This window comes from Mesorhizobium sp. B2-4-2, assembly GCF_006442845.1.
Taxonomy (GTDB): Bacteria; Pseudomonadota; Alphaproteobacteria; order Rhizobiales; family Rhizobiaceae; genus Mesorhizobium.
In genome coordinates, this window is record NZ_VFVM01000003.1 from 465,660 (window position 1) to 484,887 (window position 19,228).

At 65.2% G+C, this 19,228-nt stretch carries 18 protein-coding genes and 1 pseudogene; 14 read left to right on the plus strand and 5 right to left on the minus strand.

The features are described 5' to 3' along the window. The first annotated feature begins 76 nt into the window (after positions 1–76). From FJ942_RS09165 to FJ942_RS09200, 8 genes and pseudogenes are all read left to right on the plus strand, one after another. Entirely contained in the window at positions 77–265 is a 189-nt protein-coding gene (locus FJ942_RS09165; protein ID WP_140496939.1) for a DUF2158 domain-containing protein, read from the plus strand. Between the two features lie 304 nt (positions 266–569). Next, positions 570–1,013, plus strand: a complete 444-nt coding sequence (locus FJ942_RS09170; protein ID WP_140523783.1) for an acid-shock protein — start codon at positions 570–572, stop codon at positions 1,011–1,013. Between the two features lie 44 nt (positions 1,014–1,057). Next, positions 1,058–1,600, plus strand: coding sequence for an RNA polymerase sigma factor (locus FJ942_RS09175; RefSeq protein ID WP_140897522.1), 543 nt, complete (start codon positions 1,058–1,060; stop codon positions 1,598–1,600). Positions 1,601–1,731: 131 nt separating this feature from the next. Continuing rightward, positions 1,732–2,181: a hypothetical protein gene (locus FJ942_RS09180; RefSeq protein ID WP_140897525.1), complete on the plus strand. Its 450-nt coding sequence runs from the start codon at positions 1,732–1,734 to the stop codon at positions 2,179–2,181. Further along, complete coding sequence (locus FJ942_RS09185; RefSeq protein ID WP_140556769.1) at positions 2,178–2,627, plus strand: periplasmic heavy metal sensor; 450 nt, start codon at positions 2,178–2,180, stop codon at positions 2,625–2,627. Before FJ942_RS09180 ends, FJ942_RS09185 begins: the two co-directional genes overlap by 4 nt. Before the next feature lie 107 nt (positions 2,628–2,734). Further along, positions 2,735–3,031 carry a hypothetical protein gene (locus FJ942_RS09190; RefSeq protein ID WP_140738420.1) on the plus strand — a complete coding sequence of 99 codons (297 nt, stop codon included), beginning with the start codon at positions 2,735–2,737 and terminating at the stop codon, positions 3,029–3,031. A 173-nt stretch (positions 3,032–3,204) separates the two neighbouring features. Beyond that, positions 3,205–3,435 (plus strand): annotated as a pseudogene (locus tag FJ942_RS09195) (hypothetical protein); the annotation flags it as partial. 94 nt (positions 3,436–3,529) lie between these two features. Further along, positions 3,530–5,269 carry a sulfatase-like hydrolase/transferase gene (locus FJ942_RS09200; protein WP_224680772.1) on the plus strand — a complete coding sequence of 580 codons (1,740 nt, stop codon included), beginning with the start codon at positions 3,530–3,532 and terminating at the stop codon, positions 5,267–5,269. A 15-nt stretch (positions 5,270–5,284) separates the two neighbouring features. On the opposite strand, the gene FJ942_RS09205 is transcribed toward FJ942_RS09200, so the two are convergent. The 5 genes from FJ942_RS09205 to FJ942_RS09230 form a co-directional block, all read right to left on the minus strand. Continuing rightward, entirely contained in the window at positions 5,285–6,868 is a 1,584-nt protein-coding gene (locus FJ942_RS09205) for an indolepyruvate oxidoreductase subunit beta family protein (protein ID WP_140564895.1), read from the minus strand. Beyond that, positions 6,861–9,014, minus strand: a complete 2,154-nt coding sequence (locus FJ942_RS09210) for an indolepyruvate ferredoxin oxidoreductase subunit alpha (protein ID WP_140523774.1) — start codon at positions 9,012–9,014, stop codon at positions 6,861–6,863. The genes FJ942_RS09205 and FJ942_RS09210 overlap by 8 nt, the downstream gene beginning before the upstream one ends. Before the next feature lie 45 nt (positions 9,015–9,059). Further along, a complete protein-coding gene (locus tag FJ942_RS09215; RefSeq protein ID WP_140496955.1) occupies positions 9,060–9,542 on the minus strand; it encodes a MarR family transcriptional regulator in 483 nt (160 codons plus the stop codon). Then, the gene (locus FJ942_RS09220) at positions 9,542–11,113 is read right to left on the minus strand and encodes an NAD(P)/FAD-dependent oxidoreductase (protein ID WP_140556773.1); all 1,572 of its coding nucleotides are present in this window, start codon (positions 11,111–11,113) and stop codon (positions 9,542–9,544) included. Before FJ942_RS09220 ends, FJ942_RS09215 begins: the two co-directional genes overlap by 1 nt. Positions 11,114–11,409: 296 nt before the next feature. After that, positions 11,410–12,201, minus strand: a complete 792-nt coding sequence (locus FJ942_RS09230; RefSeq protein WP_140496959.1) for a cyclase family protein — start codon at positions 12,199–12,201, stop codon at positions 11,410–11,412. Between the two features lie 118 nt (positions 12,202–12,319). Between FJ942_RS09230 and FJ942_RS09235 the strand changes: the two genes are divergently transcribed. The 6 genes from FJ942_RS09235 (at position 12,320) to FJ942_RS09260 (ending at position 19,178) form a co-directional block, all read left to right on the plus strand. Next, the gene (locus FJ942_RS09235) at positions 12,320–13,894 is read left to right on the plus strand and encodes an NAD(P)/FAD-dependent oxidoreductase (RefSeq protein WP_140564900.1); all 1,575 of its coding nucleotides are present in this window, start codon (positions 12,320–12,322) and stop codon (positions 13,892–13,894) included. A gap of 112 nt (positions 13,895–14,006) precedes the next feature. Next, the gene (locus FJ942_RS09240; RefSeq protein ID WP_140556779.1) at positions 14,007–15,536 is read left to right on the plus strand and encodes an ABC transporter substrate-binding protein; all 1,530 of its coding nucleotides are present in this window, start codon (positions 14,007–14,009) and stop codon (positions 15,534–15,536) included. Between the two features lie 89 nt (positions 15,537–15,625). After that, a complete protein-coding gene (locus tag FJ942_RS09245; protein ID WP_140564904.1) occupies positions 15,626–16,633 on the plus strand; it encodes an ABC transporter permease in 1,008 nt (335 codons plus the stop codon). Then, positions 16,626–17,474, plus strand: a complete 849-nt coding sequence (locus FJ942_RS09250) for an ABC transporter permease (RefSeq protein WP_140496967.1) — start codon at positions 16,626–16,628, stop codon at positions 17,472–17,474. Before FJ942_RS09245 ends, FJ942_RS09250 begins: the two co-directional genes overlap by 8 nt. Then, the gene (locus tag FJ942_RS09255; protein ID WP_140513068.1) at positions 17,471–18,349 is read left to right on the plus strand and encodes an ABC transporter ATP-binding protein; all 879 of its coding nucleotides are present in this window, start codon (positions 17,471–17,473) and stop codon (positions 18,347–18,349) included. The genes FJ942_RS09250 and FJ942_RS09255 overlap by 4 nt, the downstream gene beginning before the upstream one ends. After that, entirely contained in the window at positions 18,342–19,178 is an 837-nt protein-coding gene (locus tag FJ942_RS09260) for an ATP-binding cassette domain-containing protein (RefSeq protein WP_140559702.1), read from the plus strand. Before FJ942_RS09255 ends, FJ942_RS09260 begins: the two co-directional genes overlap by 8 nt. Positions 19,179–19,228: the final 50 nt, after the last annotated feature.

Below are 19,228 nucleotides of genomic sequence, written 5' to 3' on the forward strand. Positions count from 1 at the left end.
TGCTGGCCGAATGCATCCGCCATTGTCGAGACCGAGGTTTGATGTGAAACTCCCGGCGTCAGCATGGGAGGTCAAAATGCCCAACAGTTTCAAGACCGGAGACGTCGTCAAGCTGAAGTCCGGAGGCCCGAAGATGACGATAAGCGACGGTGCCGCCTCCGGCACATATATGTGCCATTGGTTCAACCGCGAGGGCGATGTATGGACCCCGCAGCATGCCGGCTTCAAGCCGGACCAGCTGGTGGTGGCGGACCAATCGACATAGAGCGGTTCACCGCTTCGCGGAAGCGGCGAAACGCTCTATCTCTTTGTTTTTACGCAATTCCATAGGGAAGCGCTACGCGCTTTTCCCGGGGAAACCGTACACACTTTTCTTGGAATTGCTCTAGTTCCTGCCCTTCGGCTGAAGGGTTCGAACATGGCGCAAGCAGCGCCCGATCGGGCGCGTTGTTGCGGCATGCGCCTGCCGGCACAAAAGTCACCGACGGATTTCTACCGCCGCTGCGTTTAACGGGAGAAGCGTCGCCACGGCACAATGCCATGGCAGCGCGCTAACCGGAGACGCCAGCATGATACGCCGTTCGATCCTTGCCGCTGCCTTGAGCCTGCTGACCGCCACGGCGTTCGCCCAGACGGCGACACAGCCTCCGGCCGCGACGTCCCCTTCTGCACCGCCTCCCGCTGCCGCGCCAGCCGCGTCAAAGACCAGGCCCGACATCACGTTGGCCAAATTCCAGAAGCGGCGTGAGAAGGCGATCATGGCCGCCGACACGGATGGCGACGGCAAGATCAGCCTGCGGGAATGGGAGGCCCTCCAGGCAAAGCGCGGCACCAAGGGCGACCCGACACAGTCCTTCGCGCGCGCCGACTCGAACCATGACGGCTTCATCGACCGCGCCGAACTCGATGCCTTCTTCGCCGAGCGCTTCGCCAGGTTGGACAAGAATGGCGACGGCGTTCTGAGCGTCGACGAAATGCCGGGCCACAAAACCGCTCCCAAGACGGAGCAATGAACGGGGGTAATGGCACGCGATGAGCATCAGGGGTGCGCCAGCCGATGAGCGCGGATCCGGACGAGGAGCTGGTTCGCCGTATCGGCGCCGGCGATCCGGCGGCCGTGCAAACGCTCGTCGCGCGCAAACTGCCGCGTATCCTGGCGCTTGCCGTGCGCATGCTGGGCGACGCGGCGGAAGCCGAGGATGTCGCGCAGGAGACCTTCGTCCGAATCTGGCGGCATGCCTCGGGCTGGCGGCGCGGCAATGCCCGCTTCGACACCTGGATCCACCGGGTGACGCTGAACCTTTGCTACGACCGGCTGCGCCGCCGCCGCGAATGGGTGACAGACGATCTGCCGGAGGTGGTAGACCCGGCGCCGCTTCCGGATACCCAGCCGCGGGAAGACACGTGGCGCGTCGAACAGGCCTTGCGAGCCATCGCGCCGCGGCAGCGCGAAGCCATCATCCTGGTCTACTATCAGGACATGTCGAACATCGAGGCGGCCACGACCCTGGAGATCAGCGTCGATGCCCTGGAGAGCCTGCTTTCGCGCGGGCGCAGGGCGCTGCAGGCGATCCTGGCCAGGGACGATGTCCATGAATGAGAACCGCGCCGCCATGAAAGCGCAGCGTTCGCGCCTTGCCGACACCGCCTGGCAGCCGGCTCCGATGATCGCAGCGCCGTGCGGGCACGCGATGCCAGCGGGCAAGGGGCCAACAGGCAAGGGAAAGACCGATGTCTGACCGATCCAGGGACGCACCGACGATGGATGCCGAACGCTTTGCCGCGCTGGCGTCAGCCTATGGCGGCGACTTGCGGCGATGGCCACAGGCCGAACGCGCGGCGGGCAGCATCCTTGCCGCAAGCGACGCGGGCGCGGCCATTCTGAGGGATGCCGGCAAGCTCGACGCCCTGCTCGACAGCTATCGCGTCGAAGCGCCCGGCAAAGCGCTGCACGGCGGCATAGTGAGGGCTGCCGACGGTCATCTTGCCCAACGCTGGCGCCAGCGCTTGTGGTGGCTGGGACTGGGACTTGCCGGCATCGGCCTGGCCGGCGCGGTTGCCGGATCGGCTTTGGTGATCGTCGCCACGCCTGAGGTTCAGCCCGATCAGTATGTGCTGGACGCCAATGCGACGGCGTTCGGCGATGCCGGTCCCGACGACACCATCGAGGAAAACCTATGAGCACGGGCCGCAAGCTCCTCATCGCGTCCGTGGCGCTGAACGTCTTCCTGGCCGGCGCCCTTGCCGGCGGGGCCGTCTGGCTGAGAAGTGGCAAGGCGGGCCAGGGCTATTCGCTGGAAGCGGCCGGAGGCCGGCTTCCGGACCAGGAACGCAGGATATTCCGCAAGGCGTTGCGTGAGGTCCGGCGCGAATCCCGCCAGGTCATCCTCGACGGCCAGCAGGCCAGGCGCGAGGCCGCCGACCTGCTGCGGCAGCCCACCCTCGACACGGCAGCGCTGACGGCCGCGCTCGAGCGGGCCCGCAACGCCGACGTCACCATGCGCATGCGGCTGGAGCAGCGCATCGTCGAGTTTGCCGCGGCAAGTTCGGCCGAGGATCGCGCCGTGCTGGCTGAGGCGCTGACAAGACGCGCCGCGTTGCCGCCGGCGCCAAAAAAATCGCCATAAGCACCGACGGAATGCGCCGAAGCCGCCGTTTAAGGCAAGAAGGGCACACCTGCCGGACCGCCTGGTGCGAACAGGTTTTCAACTTCGAGACCATTTGGAGTATCGTCATGAACCGTCTGACACAATACGCGGCCGCCGCCGCGCTTGCCTTGACCGGAACGGCCGCGACCGTTGCGGCGGCATCCGCCACGCCGATGCTGGCCCAGCCAAGCGCCCCGGCGCTGATCGAGCATGTGGCATGGGGTTGCGGCCCCGGCTGGCATCCCAACCACTGGGGGCGCTGCGTGCCCAATCGGGGGGTTGTGTATCAGCGTTATTACCGGCCCGGCCCGGTCTTCCACGTCTGGCACCCCCATCGTGTCTGGCACCCACATCGGGTCTGGCACCGCTGGCGTCACTGGTAAGCGTGCGCGGGGCCAGGCGCTTCACCGGCCTGGCCCCCTCGACCGCAGTAACCGATCCGACCTGAGCGCATCGCGCCGAAAACGGGACAATGCGCCGCGCTGGGCCTGAACAAGGAGAGCTGACGTGGCTATCCCGGCCAAAGGCTCCATGCCGCCGGACGCCGCCCTGGTCGGTGGTGCTGCTCGCCGGCGGCGCGATCAAGGGCGGCCGCATCATAGCCGACTGGCCGGGCCTGAAGCCGGCCCAGCTCTACGACCAGCGCGACCTGGCGCCGACCAGCGATGTCAGGGCGGTGCTGAAAGGCCTGTTCGCCGACCAGTTCGGGCTTTCGGCGGCGGTGCTCGTCGACAAGGTGTTCCCGGAGGCCGCGGCGGTGAAGCCGATGCGCGATCTGGTCGTCTGAATTCCCATCGCACATGGCGATTAAGGTTAAATTTACTATGGAATTGTTCGAAAGCGGCAAATGACACAAAGCTCCCCCAAAGGAACGCACAGACATGTTCGTGGGGAAAGCCATATCTCGACTTCAAGGGCCTTTGCGGGCCTTCTGCCATCCGCTGGCGTTGGTGCTGATCAGCCTCGCGGGCGTTTTTGGTGCCGGCCGGGCCGAGCATGAATGGCTGTCGGTGCCGTTCTCGCTGACATTGGTGGCGGCGCTCGCGGGAGCGGTGTTCCTGACATCGGGGCGCCTCGCCTTTTCCGTCTATCTCGCCTGGATGGCCGTTGCCCTGGTGACGCTGATCTCGGCGGTCAAGTTCCGGATGAAGGGGTTCTCGCTGCACTTCTACGACACGATCTTCGTGTCCACGGATCCGGGAGTGTATCGCTTCCTGCTTGGCTCCTATCTCCACCTCATCCTGCCTGTCGCTGCGGCGTTGGTGCTTGGCATCGCCGCAGTGATCCTGATCTTTCGCGCCGACCGGAAGCTTGGCTGGCCCGCATCGGCGCGCGCCCTGCTTCTGGCCGTCCTCGTCACGCTGGTGCCGCTGACCTTTCCCGCCGAGGCTTCGAAGGACCGGTACTTCTACTATATGCAGGGCCGGCACATGTCGGCCTTCTTCATCTCACTGATGGATCTGCGCAACCTGGTCGTCGAGCCGGCGTTCGAGCAGCGGCTGCAGGCCGTCGCGCCACAGCCACCCTTCGCCGACACGGTCGACTGCGGCGACCGGGCAGCGCTTCCCGATATTTTCTTCGTGTTGAGCGAAAGCCAGTCCGATCCAAGCTATTTTCCGCAGATCGCCAGCGGCGCGGGATTCCTGCAGCGATTTGCACCTGCCGCCGGCGAGCCCCGCCCGATGCAGGTCGAGACGTTCGGCGGCGGCACCTGGATCAGCAATTTGTCCTTGATGACCGGGGTTTCGGCCACCGATTTCGGCTGGCGAAGTCCCTATCTGACGATCACGCTACAGGATAAGGTCGCCGGCGCGTTGCCGGAGTTGCTGGCGCGCTGCGGCTATCGAACGGCCGTCATGACGCCGATGGACTTTACCTTCGTCAACGAGGGGCCTTTCTTGAAGTCGATCGGGTTCGAGAACGTCCTCGACATCAAGGATATCGCCGCGCCCTTCTACCATCTGCGCGACCGTTTCTATTATCACGCGGCGGAGGCATTCATCGCCAGGCACCGCCGGGAAGACGGCCGGCCACTGTTCCTCGAAATCCAGACCATGTTTCCGCACTCGCCCTATGAGGGGCGGATGGAGCCGGGATTGAAGATGGAAGGCGAGCCTTTCGCGGACGATTTCCAGGTCGGCGAATATCTGCGCCGCATGGCGATCGCGCGCGGCGACCTTCAGGATTTTCTTAAGCAACGGGAAGCGGAGGCCGGCACGCGCGGCGCCGTGGTGCTCGAATTCGGCGACCACCAGTCCTCGGCAACCAAGCCGTTTGTCGATGCGACCGCAGGCAGTGACGCGCTGGCCAAGCTTGACTCGCTCGCCTATCGCACCTTCTACACCCTCACGACGTTCCATCATCCACTGCGTCACCCGATGCCCGATATGGCGTCGCTCGATATTGCCTTTCTCAGCGCAAGCCTGCTCGATGCCGCCGGCCTGCCGATGTCACCCGTCATGTCTGATCTGGTGCGGTTGCGTGACCATTGCGGCGGCAGGTTCCATGGCTGTGCTGACCGGGCCGAGGTGGAGGCACATCTGCGCCGCCGCGCCGATTCAGGACTGCTGCATCTTTTCCCGCAAGCTGCGCCGCTTCATTCACAAGTCGAAACACGGTGACGGCGCGACGCGGCCTCAGTGTGTCGGCCCGGCCCCCAGCGTCGCCACCGTCTTGAGGGCGCCGTCGAGCATGTCGCCCTTCTCGTCCTTCAGCGCCGCCTCGCGCAGCCGCCTGATCCAGTCAGCGGCGTCGGCGCGCCCCTTGAGCAGGTCGAGCGCCGACAGCACGCGGTCGAACTTCGACTGGGCACGGACATGGGTGTCGCTGTAGCCCTTGATCAGCCGGCGGCAGTTCAGGATCTCGACGGCCAATGCATAGTCCTCACGCGCATGGCCCAGCGCCAGCGCGTACCAGCTCTCCAGATGTGCGGCTTCCACCTTGTGGCGCAGCAGGCGGCGGCGCCAGCGGCGCAGGCCGCCGATGAACCACAGAGCGGTGAAGCCGGCAAAACTATCGGTACGGATGCGTCGGCCGCGATTGATGCGACGGTCAAGGAAGGCGGCGAGCTTCGGCCGGTTCTCGATGTAGCTGCCCAGCCCCGCCGGCAGCGTGCCGCAGAACTCCTCGATGCGCGGATGGAAATACTCGGTCACCTGCAGGACCGAGCCATCCCTGACGCCGACCTCCTTGCGCACGCGCCTGTCGCGGGTCGAGCGCGTCTTCAGGTCGGCGACGCGGATCATGTCGTCGTAGCATAGGGCGTTCGCCAAATGCTTGGCGGCGGCGATCGAGAGGGCATAGGCTCGATCAGGCCCGTCCAGCACGACGGCTTTGTCCAGGCGGTCGAGATATTCGCGTCCGTAGGCAATGTCCTGATAGTCCACGACCTTTCGCAGACCGCGCAGCGCCATGTCGCGCACCGCCACGGGCATCACGTCGATGCGGGCGGCCAGGGCCTGCCAGCCTCGCAGGAGGTCTTGCGGGCCACTCACCTGTCCAGCGGCCAGGGCGGAGCCGACGACAGCCGCTTCCGCCGGCTTTGGCGCAGCCGATGATGCCGTGCCGCGCGCGCGATCATAGGCGGCGGCGAAGGCGGCGAGGCTGGCCTTGACGCCGCGGCCACCGGCGCCGATCGCCTCCTGGTAGCTTTCGCGCGTGAACGGCAGAGCGTCGGAGCCGGCCAGCGCGCCAAGCAGACTGGCCGAGATCATCGAGCCGCTGTCGGCGGCGATCTTTTCCATATCGAAAGCGATGAAGCGCTTCGATGCGGCTTCAGCCGTCGCGTGCACCTTCGACGACGACGCCCTGCCGTCGCCGGGCTCGATCTTTTCCGACACGGCGGCGATGCGGTGCGAAGAGGTGATCAACGTCGTGCGGTCGGGAGTGACAAAGCCGCGGATGATGGCGCGGCCGGCTTCCATCAGCTCGGCGGCGATCAATATGTCGACGTCGCCTTGCGAGGGCGACAGCGCGAAGACCGGCAGGCGGCCGGTGTCACGGGCCATCTCGACATAGTAGATGGTGGCGCCGGTGCGCTGGGCGACGCCGGCCACCGAGGTCGATTGCGCCACGTAACCGTTGCGCTCGGCGACGTCGGTGATCCAATCGGCAAGCACGCCGCCGCCCTGGCCGCCGACGGCAAGCACCGCAAGCTTGATAACGCGTTCGTCGTCGGCGGCGCCTGTCTTCGGGCGTAATGAGGCGTTGTGATCAAGCATCGGCGAACACCAGACGGCGGCCTTCGCGGCGACGCTGCAAAAGACCGATGACGGCGCGCCGGGCGCTCTCGAGGAAACGGTCCCAGCGGCTCGGATTGTGCACGACATCGGCGCGATAGAAGGACGGGCACAGCACCGCCGCATCGGCGACTTCGCCGCAATTGCCGCAGCCGACGCAGTTCTGGTCGATGCTCGCGACGGGATCGTCGCGCAGCGGATCGTCGAGCGACTTCACCGACAGCGACGGGCAGCCGGACAGCCGCATGCAGGCGTGGTCGCCGGTGCAGATATCCTCGTCGACACCGAACTTCGGCTTGACGACGCGCGTCCCACCCTTGATCGCCTTGTCGACCAGGGGCTTTTCGCGGCGCTGGCGGTTGAGCATGCATTCCGACGAGGCGACGATGACTTTCGGGCCTTTCTCGTCCGTGGTCAGCGCCTCGCGCAGCGTGTCCTGCATCTTGCCGACGTCATAGGTGCGGTCGACATGGCGCAGCCACTTGACGCCCATACCTTTCACGGCCTCGGTGATGGGATGCTTCGTCGACTTGGTCTTGTTGCCGGCGCGAGACGACAGGATATCCTGTCCTCCCGTCGCGGCCGAGTAGAAATTGTCGACGATGACGATGACGCCGTCGTTCTTGTTGAACACCGCATTGCCGATCGAGGAGGTCAGGCCGTTGTGCCAGAAGCCGCCATCGCCGACGAAGGAGATCGAGCGGCGCTTGGCGTCGGGTGAATTGAAGGCCGAGGCCGAGGCCGGGCCGAGCCCGTAGCCCATTGTGGTGGCGCCGAGTTCGAAGGGCGGCATGATCGAGAACAGGTGGCAGCCGATGTCGGACGCGATGTGGTGCTTGCCGAGTTCCTGTTCGACCAGTTTTGTCGCGGCAAAGATCGGCCGCTCCGGGCAGCCGATGCAGAAACCGGGCGGTCGACCTGGAACGACATTGATCAGGTCCGCCGTGTCGACGCCGTCGCCGACCTTGTTGGGAGCCCGCACTTCGCCGGGCAGAAGATGCGGCGCCTCGGTGCGCAGGAAGGCGCCGATGCCGTCGAGCATGACCTGGCCGGTATATTCGCCGGCCATCGGCAGGTGCTCCTTGCCGACCAGGCGGGTGCCACGCCCGGCCTTGTGCAGCATGGCGGCAAAGGCCTGTTCGATGTAGTTGGGCTGGCCTTCCTCGACGACCAGCACCGCCTGCTTGCCTTCGCAGAAGGACAGAAACTCGTCGTCGATCAACGGATACACGGCATTGAGCACGTAGAGCGGCACGTCGGTCTCGCCATAGGTGTCGGCAAGGCCGAGCCGCTGCAAAGCGCGGATGACGGAATTGTACATGCCGCCCTGCATGACGATGCCGACGGAGCCGTGATCGGAACCGAAGATCTCGTTGATCTTGCGGCTCTTGATGAAATCCACCGCCGCCGGCCAGCGCTTCGCGACCTTCTCCTTCTCGTGCAGGAAGGAAGCGGGCGGCAGCACGATGCGGCCGGTGTCGCGGCGGGGCGCCTCCAGCGCATCGGCCACCGTCATCGGCGGCCGCTTGTTGTCTTTGGCGGTGAAATGACCGTGGACATGGCAGCAGCGGATGCGCACCTGCAGCATGACAGGCGTGTTGGAGGCCTCGGACAACTCGAAGCCGTCTTCCACGGCCTTGACGATCGAGGGCAGGTTCGGGCGCGGATCGAGCAGCCAGACCTGGCTTTTCATGGCGAAGGCATGGCTGCGCTCCTGCATGATCGAGGAGCCCTCGCCATAGTCCTCGCCGACGATGATCAGCGCGCCGCCGGTGACGCCGCCAGATGCCAGATTAGCGAGCGCGTCGGAGGCGACATTGGTGCCGACCGTCGACTTGAAGGTCGCCGCGCCGCGGATCGGATAATGCACCGAGGCCGCCAGCATGGCGGTGGCGGTGGCTTCCGAGGCGCTCGCCTCGAAATGCACGCCGAGTTCGCCCAGAATGTCCTGTGCGTCGGCCAGCACGTCCATGAGATGGCTGATCGGCGCACCCTGGTAGCCGCCGACATAGCCGACGCCGCATTGCAGCAGCGCCTTGGTGATGGCGAGGATGCCTTCGCCGGCAAATTCCTCGCCCGCGCCGAGCCTCAGCTTTTCGACTTCCTTGGCAAAAGACCGTTCGGCCATTTTTGGCCTCCTTCCGTTGCCGCCCGGCTTCGGCGGCGCGTAGCTCTAGATGTCGTGCTTGCGAATGTTCTTCAGCATCTTCTGCAATGTCGCGATCAGCGCTGCATATTCGGCATCGTCGACATCGTCGAACATGGCCTCGAAAGCGTCATGCATGGCCGGCCAGGCACGGGTGAACTCGGTGCGGCCCTCGTCGGTCAGGAACACATGGCGGATGCGACTGTCGCTAACCCCCTGCTCGCGCCGCACAAGCCCCTGCCCCTCAAGGGTGTCGAGCGTGCGGCTCAAGGTCGACTGCTCGATCACCGTATAGACCGAGAGGTCGTTGACGGTGACGCCGTCGGTGACCGACAGCACCGCGAGCGCCCGCACCTGCGAAATGGTCAGGCCCTGCTTGCGGAAATCGTCGCGCAAGGTGGCGTTGTAGCGGCCCATGATGCGGTTCATCAGATAGGGCGCGAATTGCTGCAGGCCGATCTGGCCCAAGGTCGAAATGCGCTGGCGCTTTTCCGCGATTTTCTGCTCCATCACAGTCTCCCCGCCAGGAGAAAGCCGGAGCCGCCGCCGAGGCCCGCGCCCGGATGGGTCGAGGCGCCGATATGGTAGAGGTTCTTGATGCCGGTCTGGTGATTGCGGCTGGTCTTGAACGGCCGCCACAGGAAGGACTGGTCGACGGTCGAGGACCCGCCATAGGGGTCGCCGCCGACCAGATTGATGTTCATCGCTTCGAGATCAGCAGGCGAATAGGCGCGGCGCGCGATGACGCTGTCCTTGAAGCCATCGATATGACTGGCAAGGATCGCTTCGGCGCGATCGGCATAGGCCTCGCGCAGCGCGTCGGTCCACTGCCCGTCCGCCGGTGCCTGCAGCTTGCCGGCGGCATCACCCTTGATGTGACGGGGAGCCTCGGGCAGTTGCAGCCACAGGATCGCCTTGCCTTGCGGGCAACGCGAGGGATCGAGCGCGTGCGGCTGGCCGACGCAGATGGTCGGCACTTCGGGCAGCATGCCCCGCACCGCCTCGTTGCAGGCCTTCGATACCCCGTCCAACCCAGGCGTCAGATGCAGCAGCGCCACCTTGTCCAACCCCTGGCCTCGCCATGAAGGCGGCTTGTCGAGGGCATAGTGGATCTGGAAATTGCCTTTGCCGTAGCGGTATTTTTGCGTCGCTTCGACGTCGGTTTTGGGGCCGTCACTGCCGAGCAGCCGACCGTAAAGCTGCGTTGGCGTGACCGAGCAGATGACGCTCTTCTTCGCATGGACGGTTTCGCCCGAGGCCAGCCGCACGCCGGTGGCGCGACCTTCGGTCAGGATGATCGAGGCAACGTCGGCCTCGGTGGAGATGACCCCGCCGCGCTCTTTGACAAGCGCCTCGAAGGCCGACAGCAGGTTCTTCGCCCCGCCCTTGACGATCGGCGCGCCCGCAGCTTCCAGCGCGAAGGCGATGACCTTGGCGATCTGGCCGGAGAAAGCATCTTCCGGCCCAAGTCCGGCATGCAGGACCCACGGTGCCCACAGCGCGCGTATGGTTTCGGACCGATAGGTGCTCTCCAGCCATCCGCGCGCCGGCACCAACGCATCGCCGAGAAAGGCGGCCAGCCCGCGCGGGCTCCGCCGCCAGGCATCACCGGCGAGCAGCTTCGCCGTCGGGTAGGTCCACAGGCTGCCGCCGAGCAGGCCGAACAGCAGCCCGGCATTGCGCTCGATGCCGCCGACATCCTCGGCGTGCTGGTCGCCGTCGCCTGCGGCGATCGCATTGAAGGCGGCGATGTTGGCGGCGCGGTCGGTGCTGAGCACGGCATGGCTGCCGTCGGGCCGCAGCACCCCCGTCGGGGTGGCCGCGTGACAGAACTCCAGGCCATGCCGGGCCAAGTCCTTGCCCAGCGCCGCGTAAGCCGGCGAGGTAATGAACAGCACGAAGGTCGTCGCCATCACATCATGGATGAAACCGGGCGCGGTGATTTCCTCGGTGCGCATGCAGCCGCCAATGCGGTCGTTGCGCTCCAGCACGAGTACCTTGGCGCCCTTGCCGCCGAGCAACGCCGCGCAGACCAGCGCGTTGATGCCGCTGCCGACGATGATGTGGTCGGGGGCGTTCATTGGCGGTGGCTTTTCGTCGGCGGGTGGGATTCAATTGCGTGGGACAGCGCTCTACGGCGCCCCCCTCTGCCCTGCCGGGCATCTCCCCCACAAGGGGGGAGATTGGCCGTCATCTCGGCTTTCGCCAATTTCCAACGTCGCAGGATGGTATGCGGCGCCCGAGCCGCCAATCTCCCCCCAAGTGGGGGAGATGCCCGGCAGGGCAGAGGGGGGCGCCGTAGAGCGCGAGCGCCGCCAGTCTGCCTCCCTATCGCATCGCCCGCGCGCATGATCTTCTCCCGAAGATCCACTTCGCCCTATTTGCCCGGCACCAGCGCCAGGGCGCGGATCGGGCTGCCGGTGCCGTGCTCGATCTTGAGCGGCGCGGCGATCAGGATGGCGCCCTTCGGCGGCAACTGGTCGAGGTTGCACAGGCTGGCCAGACCATAGCGGTTGGCCTTGTGCATCAGCGTGTGGGCCGGGAATGGCGGCTCCATGCCGCCGGCCTTGCCGGCATCGGTGCCGATCGTCTCCGAGCCCCAGCCCTTGATGTCCTTGCTGATCAGGAACTGGATTGCTTCCGCCGTCGGGCCGGGCGTGTGTGGGCCGGTCTCGTTGGCGTTGAGGAATTCGGCTTCCGAGCCGTTGCGCTTGTACCAGTCGGTGCGCATCACCACCCATTCGCCGGCGTTGATGGCGCCATGCTTGGCTTCCCACGCCTTGATGTGATCGACGGTGAGCAGGAAATCATGGTCTGCGGCGGCTTCCTTGGAGCAGTCGATGACATTGACCGGACCAATAAAGTTCTGCGCCGGAATGGTGTCGGTGGCGCCATCCGGATAATCCTTGCCGCTGATCCAGTGCTGCGGCGCGTCGAAATGCGTGCCCGAGTGTTCGCCGAGCTTCAGCCAGTTCCAGGCCCACCAGGGACCATTCTTGTCGTAACGGGAGATGTTATGGATCTCGACCTTCGGCGTGTCGACGGCAAGTTCCGGCGGCAGCTTGATCAGCGGCGTGTCAGGACCGAGCGGCGCCGACAGGTCGACCACCTTGATGGCGCCTGAAAGAAGCTGGCCGGCGACTTCGCCGAGGAGTTGTTGCGTGTCCATGGTCTCTGTTCCCTCTTGTCTGATGTGCTGAAGGCTCGTTTCGGCCCTTAATATCCTACTAGACGAAAACATATGCATCTGCAATTATCTTTAAGCATAAAGGAAATGGGTGCGGGGCGTGAGCGAGTTCGACGCCATCTTTGTCGGGGCGGGCCACAACAGTCTGGCTTGCGCCGCGCATCTGGCACTCAAAGGCTGGAAAACCGGGGTTTTTGAGCGCAGTGCAACGATCGGCGGCGCCGTCCAGACCCGCGAGTTCACGCTGCCGGGTTTTCGGCACGATTTCGGTGCGATGAATCTGAGCCTGTTCGCCGGCTCGGCCTTCCACCGGAAATATGCAAATGAATTGAACGCCCACGGGCTGGAATTCGCGCCGGTCGCCGACTGTTTCGCCAGCGCCTTCCCGGACGGACGCTGGTTCGGCGTCAGCAACGATCTGGAAAAGACGGCCGCGCGCATGGCTGCCTTCTCCGCCGCCGATGCCGCCACGTGGCGCAAGCTGGTCGCCGCCTTCCCGGCGGAAGCAGAGCATCTGTTTCGCCTCTTGGGATCACCGATGAGCGCCCGCGCCCTTGCCGGCACGGCGTGGAACCTTTGGCGCAAGAAGGGCCTTACCGGCGCGCTCGATACCGGGCGCCTGCTGCTTTCCTCGCCCCGCGCGTGGCTGGAGGAGACTTTCGAGTCGCCCCATGTGCGGGCGACGCTCGCCACCTGGGGCATGCATCTCGACTTTGCGCCCGACATCGCAGGCGGTGCCGTGTTCCCTTATCTGGAATCCATGGCCAACCAGAGTTTCGGCATGGTGCTGGGCAAGGGCGGCGCCCACACCATCATTCGTGCCTTATCGGGGATGGTCACGGGCGCCGGCGGCAAGATCTTCACCAACGCCGAGGTGGCCGAAATCACGGTTTCGGCCGGCAAGGCGACGGGTGTGCGGCTCAAGTCCGGTGAGACGCACACGGCCACCAGGGCGGTCATTGCCGGCGTTGCACCCAAGGCGTTGGCCGGCACGCTTTTGCCCAACGGTTCCGGCGACGCCGGCTTCAACACGGCGATGCAAAAATTCCGCCACGCGCCGGGCACCATGATGATCCATCTGGCGCTGGACGATCTGCCGGACTGGCGCGCCGGCGCCGAGTTGCGGCAGTTCGCCTATGTGCATCTGTCACCGTCGCTCGACGCCATGTCGCGCACCTATCAGCAGGCGATGGCGGGCGTGCTGCCGGACGAGCCGGTGCTGGTCCTCGGCCAACCAACCGCGGTCGATCCGTCGCGCGCGCCTCAAGGCAAGCATGTGCTGTGGGTGCAGGTGCGCATGCTGCCGGCAGAAATCCTTGGCGACGCCGCCGGCAAGATCACGCCCGCGCATTGGGATCAGGTCAAGGATCGCTATGCCGAGCGCGTGCTCGACATCGTCGAAACCTACGCGCCCGGCCTGCGAGCCAAGATCCTTGGCCAGGCCGTGTTCTCGCCCATCGACCTCGAGCGCGAGAACCCGAACCTCGTCGGCGGCGACCAGGTTTGTGGTAGCCACCACCTGGCACAGAATTTCCTGTTTCGCCCGGCACGCGGCTACGCCGGTTGGAACACGCCTGTGGCCAATCTGCATCTCACCGGTGCCGCCACATGGCCGGGCGCCGGCACGGGTGCCGCCTCGGGCTTCATGCTGGCGCAACAGCTTGGCGGGAGGTAGCAGCCGAAAGGCATTGGGGTGGAGCAAGGCAAGGTACGGTTGCCCAGGGAACCCACTGATCAAACAACGAAGCCGTGCACGGAAAACAGAAAAACCAACAAGGGGAACGACCATGACAATCAACAGACGCGAATTGCTCGGATACGGTGCCGCCGCACTCGGGGCGACGGCCATCGGCCTGCCGAAGATCGCCGGGGCGGCGGCCGGCGAACTGACCATCGCCTACAATGTCAACCTGCCGTCCTGGGATCCGACCACCGGACCTTCGGCGGTCAACCCGACCATCCAGGGCCTCTACCAGTCGGTGTTCGATCAGTTCATCCCGCAGAAGCCGGACCTGTCCTTCGCGCCGGGGCTGCTCACCGAGTGGGGCTGGAATGACGACCGCACCAAGATCATGATGACGGTGCGCGAGGGCGTAACCTGGCATGACGGCTCGCCGTTCACGCCCGAGGACGTGGTCTGGTCGTTGCAGCGGGCCGGCGATGAAAAGACCGGCAACCCGATCCAGTTCGTGTGGAAGAACGTCAACAACTTCAAGATCGAGGGCAACAAGATCACGGGCGATGTCGTGCAGTTCGACCCGGTCTACTTCAAGTGGATGTCGTTCCTCACGGGCTACATCATGCCGAAGGCCTATTACGAGAAGGTGGGCGCCGAAGGTTTCGAAAAGGCTCCGATCGGCACCGGCCCGTACATGGTCGAGAAGTTCGAACGCAACGCCTTCCTGCGGCTGAAGGCCAATCCGAAGTACTGGGGCGGCAAGCCGGCATTCGAGAACGTGACGATCAAATTCGTCACAGACGCGGCGAGCCGTGTCGCCGAAATCGAGTCCGGCTCCTCGCAGGTGACGCTCGAGATTCCCTATGAGGAGTATGACCGCCTGATCGCCAAGGACGGTCTTGCCGGCTCGATCAAGAATGTTTCCGACATCGGCATGATCTTCTTCAACGACGTCGAGGCGATGCTGGACAAGAACGTGCGCCAGGCAGCCGTCATGGCGGTCGACAAGGAGCTTCTGGTCAAGCGGCTGCTGCGCGGCTACGGCCAGCCGCTCGCCACGCTGGAAACGCCGGAATACGCGGCCTACGACGCGTCGATCAAGGTCGAGCACAATCCGGAAAAGGCCAAGCAATTGCTGGCCGCTTCCGGCTATTCGCCGGAAAAGCCGGTCAAGTTCACCATCCAGACGACCAAGGGCTTCAAGCCCAAGGACTACGAGATGATCCAGGCGATCGTCGGCATGTGGCGCAAGGTCGGCATCGAGGCGACGATCGAGGTCTACGAGATCGCCAAGCACTACGAACTGCGCGCCGCCGACAAGCTGGCGCCGGCGGCCTTCTACAACTGGGGCAATGCCATCGGCGACCCGACCACCTCGACCGGTTTTGCCATGTATGGTCCGAGCCCGCACTCGGTGTGGGACAGCCAGGATCTGATCGACATGATCAACCCGCTGTGGGGTGAGAAGGACGAGGCCAAGCGCATCGCCGGCTGGAAGGCGGTGGACAAATATATCGCCGAGCAGGCCTATGTGCTGCCGCTGATGCAGTACGCGCAGCCAATCGTTCATGCCAAGGGTGTCAACGTCGTCCAGCATGTGTCCGGCGCGCTGCTACCGGCCCTGATGACCCCGGCCTAATATCGGCCCGGGTTTGCCGCGCGCCGTCCATAGCGACGGCGCGCATCTTCTTTCGGCATACGAGCCTCCGGGCTCCAGCAAAGATTTACATGCTCCTGCAACGATTCCTGATCCGTCTTTTGACGATGCTGATCACGCTGTTCGGCGTGGCCGTCGTCGTCTTCGTCGTGATCCGCATCGCTCCCGGCGATCCGATCGCCATGATGCTGCCGCCCGGCGCGACCGATGTCGACATCGCCCGGCTGCGGGCGCTCTACGGCCTCGACAAGACGATTGTCGAGCAGTTCTTCATCTGGCTGTCCGGCGTCGTCAAAGGCGATTTCGGCACCTCGATCTCGCTGCGGCAAGACGTGCTCGGGCTTGTCTTCAACCGGCTGCCGGCAACGCTGGAACTCGCCATCGTCGCGCTTATCATGGCGGTGGCGATCGGGGGGACGACGGCCATCCTCGGCGCCCGCGAACGAGGCACGGCGGTGGAAGCCGGCATCGACATCGCCAGCGGGGCGGCACTTTCCATTCCCGACTTCCTCTGGGGCCTGGTGCTGATCCTGCTGTTCGGGGTGCTGGTGCCGATCTTCGACATTTCCGGCCGGGTCTCGCCGCAACTCGACCTGCCCTTCGTCAGCCAGTTCTATCTGTTCGAAAGCTTGCTTCGGCTCCGCCTCGATCTCACATGGGATCTCCTGAAGCACATGCTTATGCCGGCAGTGGCGTTGGCATTGCCGCTGGCGGCGATCATCTCGCAGCTACTGAAACAATCGCTGAAGGAAGTGCTCGACCTCGACTATGTCGTGCTGGCGCGGGTGAAGGGTTTTTCGGAAACGCAGGTCATCCTGCGCGAGGCGCTGAAGAATGCCGCCCTGCCCACGCTGACGCTGGTCGGCGTGCAGTTCACCTTCCTGATCGGGGGCACGGTCATCGTCGAGCGGCTGTTTTCCTATGAGGGTCTCGGCAACATGGCGATCGACGCGGTCATCAACCGCGACCTGCCGCTGATCCAGGGCATCGTGCTGGTCTTCGCGCTGTTGTTCGTGCTGATCAATCTCGCGGTGGATATGATGTACGCCCTGCTCAATCCGAGGCTGCGCCATGGATGAGAGCCGCATCTCGAGACACGGCTCAAGCGCCAGGCTTTGGCTGGCCGGCGGCTGGCTGCTGCTGGTGCTGCTGGCGGCGATCCTGGCGCCGCTGGTCGCGCCGCGGGACCCGCTCGCGCAGGATCTTATGCTCGAACGTTTGCCGCCGTTCTGGCTCGATGGCGCGGAGCCCGGCTATTGGCTGGGCACCGACAGCCTCGGCCGGGATCTCTTGTCACGCCTGATCTTCGGCGGGCGCATCGCCTTCATCGTTGCGTTCGCCGCCGCCAGCGCCGCCTGCCTTGTCGGCTCGACCCTGGGCTTGATCGCTGGCTATTTCGGCGGCTGGGCCGACCGCATCATCTCGCGCATCGTCGATGTCTGGATGGCATTCCCGCCGGTGCTGTTCGCCATCCTTTTGGTTGCCGTGCTCGGCACGGGTTTGAGCTCTGTCATCCTGGCGATCGCGATCATCGACTGGACGCGTTTCTGCCGGGTCATCCGCGCCGAGGCGATGGGCCAGTCGCGCATGGACTATGTCGAGAACGCCCGCATCGCCGGCTATGGCCGCATCGGCATCATGCTGCGCGAAGTGCTGCCCAATGTGGTGCCATCGATCGTGGCGCTGCTGTCGCTGGAAATGGGCATCGCCGTCATCGTCGAGGCGATCCTGTCCTTCGTCAACCTGTCGATCTCGACCGACGACCCGACCTGGGGCGGCATCATCGCCGAGGGCCGGCTGTCGATCCACCAGGCCTGGTGGGTGCTGGTATTCCCGCTGATCACACTGATCCTGACCGTGCTGTCGTTCAGCCAGTTCGGCGAGGCGCTGAAGACACGTTTCGATCCGGTGCTGCGATGAGCGCCTGTCTCGATATCAAGGAGTTGAGCGCCGTGCTGCCGAACGGCCAGCGCGTGCTGCGCTCGGTGTCGCTTGCCGTGCAGCCCGGCGAAGTGCGAGCACTGGTCGGTGAAAGCGGCGCCGGCAAGACGATGATCGGCAAGGCGGTACTTGGCGTCTTGCCGTCGAGCGTGCGCATCGTCGAGGGCGATATGCGGCTCGAGGGCGAAGACCTCGGCAAGCTCAACCCGAAGGCACGGCGCACGCTGATCGGCGCGCGCACCGCACTGATCCCGCAGGATCCGCTGACCGCGCTCAACCCGTCGCGCCGCATCGGCCCGCAAACGACCGACCGGCTGGTGCGCATCCTCGGCTGGAGCGGCGAGAGGGCCGAAACCCGCATCCGGCAATTGCTGGACGAGGTGCAGATCCGTGACCCCGACCGGGTACTGAAAAGCTACCCGCACGAGCTTTCCGGCGGCATGCGCCAGCGCGTGCTGATCGCCGCAGCCTTCGCCGCCGAGCCCCGGCTGATCGTCGCCGACGAGCCGACCACGGCGCTCGACGTCACCGTGCAGAAGCAGATCCTGCGGCTCATCGCTGCGTTGCAGCGCGAGCACGGCACGGCGATCCTGTTCGTCACCCACGACCTCGGCGTCGTCGCCAAGATCAGCCAGAAGGTCTCGGTGCTCTATGCCGGCAAGGTCGTGGAAGAGGCCGAAACAGCTGCCCTCTTCGCGGCACCGCAGCACCCCTACACACGGGCACTGATGGCGGCAACGCCGCGCTACACCGATCCCCTCGCCTCGCTAAAGCCGGTCGACGAGGCAGTGCTGGCCGGGCTTGCCGCGGAGATTGCGGCCGCGGACCAGGCGTGGAGGCGACCGCATGGCTGAGCCGCTGTTTTCCGTGCGCGGCCTGAAAGTCGCGCTGCCCGACATGACCCGCAAGCCGCTGATCGGCCGCGCGCCGCTGGCGGAAATCCTAAAAGGCCTGGACTTCGACCTGCCCAAGGGATCGGTGACCGGCATCGTCGGCGAGTCCGGATCCGGCAAGTCGACGCTCGGCCGTGCCCTGGTACGACTGCTGGAGCCCAGCGCCGGCAGCATCAGCTTCGACGGCATAGACATCACGCATCTGCCGGAGGCGGAGTTGCGGCCGCTGCGCCGCGATCTGCAGATGATCTTCCAGGATCCTATGTCGTCGCTCAACCCGCGCCGCACCATTGCCAGCATCATTGCCGCGCCGCTGAAGCAGAACGGGCTTGGCGACAATCTCAGGGACCGCGTGGCCGAGGCCTTGCAGCGCGTCGGCCTGCCGCAGAGCTTCGCCGGCCGCTACCGCCACGAACTGTCGGGCGGCCAGCGCCAGCGCGTCGGCATAGCGCGCGCGCTGGCGCTGGCGCCGAAATTCGTGCTGGCCGACGAGATCGTCTCCGGCCTCGACGTCTCGACGCAGGCGCAGATCCTCACCCTTCTGGAGAAACTGGCGGAGGAGATGGGGCTGACGGTCGCCTTCATCAGCCACGATCTGTCGGTCATCCGGCGGCTGTGCCGGCAGGTCATCGTCATGCGCGAAGGCAGGATCGTCGAAGCGAGCGCGACGGACGCTCTCTTCGAAAATCCCCGACAGACCTACACGCGCGACCTGATCGCGGCCATCCCACTGCCCGAAATCGACGACGGCTGGCTGGATATTCCTTCCGCTGCCAAGGCTCCGACATGAATGCATACGCACGCCGAAAAGCGGGCTCGGATGTGCGACCGGCCAATGAC

Excerpts from the sequence above, each read along its gene's own strand:
- FJ942_RS09210 (WP_140523774.1), bottom strand. The coding sequence starts at position 9,014 with ATGGCCGAACGGTCTTTTGCCAAGGAAGTCGAAAAGCTGAGGCTCGGC.
- FJ942_RS09260 (WP_140559702.1), top strand. The coding sequence starts at position 18,342 with ATGGCTGAGCCGCTGTTTTCCGTGCGCGGCCTGAAAGTCGCGCTGCCC.
- FJ942_RS09180 (WP_140897525.1), top strand. The coding sequence starts at position 1,732 with ATGTCTGACCGATCCAGGGACGCACCGACGATGGATGCCGAACGCTTT.
- FJ942_RS09220 (WP_140556773.1), bottom strand. The coding sequence starts at position 11,113 with ATGAACGCCCCCGACCACATCATCGTCGGCAGCGGCATCAACGCGCTG.
- FJ942_RS09200 (WP_224680772.1), top strand. The coding sequence starts at position 3,530 with ATGTTCGTGGGGAAAGCCATATCTCGACTTCAAGGGCCTTTGCGGGCC.
- FJ942_RS09215 (WP_140496955.1), bottom strand. The coding sequence starts at position 9,542 with ATGGAGCAGAAAATCGCGGAAAAGCGCCAGCGCATTTCGACCTTGGGC.
- FJ942_RS09205 (WP_140564895.1), bottom strand. The coding sequence starts at position 6,868 with ATGCTTGATCACAACGCCTCATTACGCCCGAAGACAGGCGCCGCCGAC.
- FJ942_RS09230 (WP_140496959.1), bottom strand. The coding sequence starts at position 12,201 with ATGGACACGCAACAACTCCTCGGCGAAGTCGCCGGCCAGCTTCTTTCA.
- FJ942_RS09250 (WP_140496967.1), top strand. The coding sequence starts at position 16,626 with ATGGATGAGAGCCGCATCTCGAGACACGGCTCAAGCGCCAGGCTTTGG.
- FJ942_RS09255 (WP_140513068.1), top strand. The coding sequence starts at position 17,471 with ATGAGCGCCTGTCTCGATATCAAGGAGTTGAGCGCCGTGCTGCCGAAC.
- FJ942_RS09245 (WP_140564904.1), top strand. The coding sequence starts at position 15,626 with ATGCTCCTGCAACGATTCCTGATCCGTCTTTTGACGATGCTGATCACG.
- FJ942_RS09190 (WP_140738420.1), top strand. The coding sequence starts at position 2,735 with ATGAACCGTCTGACACAATACGCGGCCGCCGCCGCGCTTGCCTTGACC.
- FJ942_RS09175 (WP_140897522.1), top strand. The coding sequence starts at position 1,058 with ATGAGCGCGGATCCGGACGAGGAGCTGGTTCGCCGTATCGGCGCCGGC.
- FJ942_RS09165 (WP_140496939.1), top strand. The coding sequence starts at position 77 with ATGCCCAACAGTTTCAAGACCGGAGACGTCGTCAAGCTGAAGTCCGGA.
- FJ942_RS09185 (WP_140556769.1), top strand. The coding sequence starts at position 2,178 with ATGAGCACGGGCCGCAAGCTCCTCATCGCGTCCGTGGCGCTGAACGTC.
- FJ942_RS09170 (WP_140523783.1), top strand. The coding sequence starts at position 570 with ATGATACGCCGTTCGATCCTTGCCGCTGCCTTGAGCCTGCTGACCGCC.
- FJ942_RS09240 (WP_140556779.1), top strand. The coding sequence starts at position 14,007 with ATGACAATCAACAGACGCGAATTGCTCGGATACGGTGCCGCCGCACTC.